The 2,201-nt window shown below is 70.1% G+C and carries 1 protein-coding gene; it reads left to right on the top strand.

Annotated features, from left to right (window positions below):
• Positions 1-2,201 (top strand): nitrate reductase (locus tag G3N98_RS39010; RefSeq protein WP_206151099.1); only part of this gene is annotated, 2,201 nt, incomplete at both ends.

Here is a 2,201-nt window from a genome sequence, read left to right as displayed (position 1 = left end):
GGCGGACCTGGTGCCGCTGCCGGCCCGCGACGCGATCGCCGATACCGCGCGCCGCCTGCGCGCGGTGCTCGACGCGCACGGGCCCGACGCGCTGTCGTTCTACGTTTCGGGGCAGATGTCGATCGAGGCGCAATACCTCGTCAACAAGCTCGCGAAGGGCTTCGTCGGCACCCACAACATCGAGTCGAATTCGCGCCTCTGCATGGCGAGCGCGAGTACCGGCTACAAGCAGTCGCTCGGCGCGGACGGCCCGCCCGGGTCGTACCAGGATTTCGATCGCGCGAACCTGTTCTTCGTGATCGGCGCGAACATGGCCGACTGTCATCCGATCCTGTTCCTGCGGATGATGGATCGCGTGAAGGCCGGCGCGAAGCTGATCGTCGTCGATCCGCGCCGCACCGGCACGGCCGACAAGGCCGACCTGTTCCTGCAGATCCGGCCGGGCACCGATCTCGCGCTGACCAACGGGCTGCTGCATCTGCTGCATGCGAACGGCCGCACGGATGCTGCGTTCATCGACGCGTACACCGAAGGCTGGGACGCGATGCCCGCGTTCCTCGCCGACTACACGCCCGAGCGTGTCGCCGACATCACCGGGCTCGCGGAAGCCGACCTGCGCACGGCCGCGGAGTGGATCGGCGATGCGCCGGAGTGGATGAGCTGCTGGACGATGGGGCTCAACCAGAGCACGCACGGCGTGTGGAACACCAATGCGATCTGCAACCTGCATCTCGCGACGGGCAAGATCTGCCGCGCCGGCAGCGGTCCGTTCTCGCTGACCGGCCAGCCGAACGCGATGGGCGGGCGCGAGATGGGCTACATGGGCCCCGGGCTGCCGGGCCAGCGCTCGGTGGCGTCCGACGACGATCGCCGTTTCGTCGAGAACCTGTGGCGCGTGCCGGCCGGCACGCTGCGCAAGGAGGCGGGGCAAGGCACGGTGGACCTGTTCTCGCGGATGGCGGCCGGCGACATCAAGGCGTGCTGGATCATCTGCACGAACCCGGTCGCGACGGTGCCGAACCGGCAGAACGTGATCGCCGGGCTGCAGGCCGCCGAGCTCGTGATCGCGCAGGACGCCTTCCTCGACACCGAGACCAACCGCTATGCGGACATCCTGCTGCCCGGCGCGCTGTGGGCCGAGGGCGACGGCGTGATGGTCAACTCCGAGCGCAACATGACGCTGATGCGCGCGGCGGTCGCGCCGCCCGGTGACGCGCTGCCCGACTGGCGCATCGTCGCGGAAGTCGCGCGTGCGATGGGCTTCGGCGATGCGTTCGACTATGCGTCGGCGGCCGACGTGTTCGACGAGATCGTGCGCTTCTCGAATCCGGCGACCGGCTACGACCTGCGCGGCGCGAGCCATGCGGCGCTGCGCGACGGGCCCGTGCAGTGGCCGGTCGCGCCGGGCACCGCGCGCGAGCGGCACCCGATCCGCTACCTGAACGACGGCGTGAGTCAGACGCTGCGCGCGGCGAGCAACGGTGACGCGACCGACGTGCCGCGCCTCGCGTTCCCGACGCCGTCGGGCAAGGCGCGCTTCTTCGCGCGGCCGCATGTCGATCCGGCCGAGCTGCCGGACGACACGTTCCCGATCGTGCTGAACACCGGGCGGCTGCAGCATCAGTGGCACACGATGACGAAGACGGGCAAGGTCGCGATGCTGAACAAGCTCAACCCGCGCCCGTTCGTCGAACTGCACCCGGACGATGCGAGCGCGCTCGGCATCGCCGCGAAGGACAGCGTCGAGATCCGCTCGGCGCGCGGCCGCGCGGTGCTGCCGGCCGTCGTGACCGAGCGCGTGCGGCGCGGCAACTGCTTCGCGCCGATGCACTGGAACGACGTGTACGGCGACGACCTGTGCATCAACGCCGTGACGAACGACGCGATCGATCCGGAATCGCAGCAACCCGAACTGAAATACTGCGCGGTCGCGCTGCGGCGCGTCGAGACGGATGCGTTCACGTCCGTCGTTGAAGCGACCGCGCAAGCCGATGCACGCGCCGACGACACGCTGCCCGCGCCCGCACCGACGCTTGCTTCACAGGAATCCGACATGGCAGACATCGACACTTTCGCGGCCGCGCTCGGCGTGGCCGACCTCGCGCCGCCGCCGTTGACGGACACCGAACGGCTGTACGTGGCCGGCCTCGTCAGCGGGCTGAAGGCGAGCGCGGGCCGGCGCGAGGGCGGCGTGCCCGTGA

The organism is Burkholderia sp. Tr-20390 (assembly GCF_017104595.1).
Lineage (GTDB): Bacteria > Pseudomonadota > Gammaproteobacteria > Burkholderiales > Burkholderiaceae > Burkholderia.
This window is presented reverse-complemented; position numbering and strand designations above follow the sequence as displayed.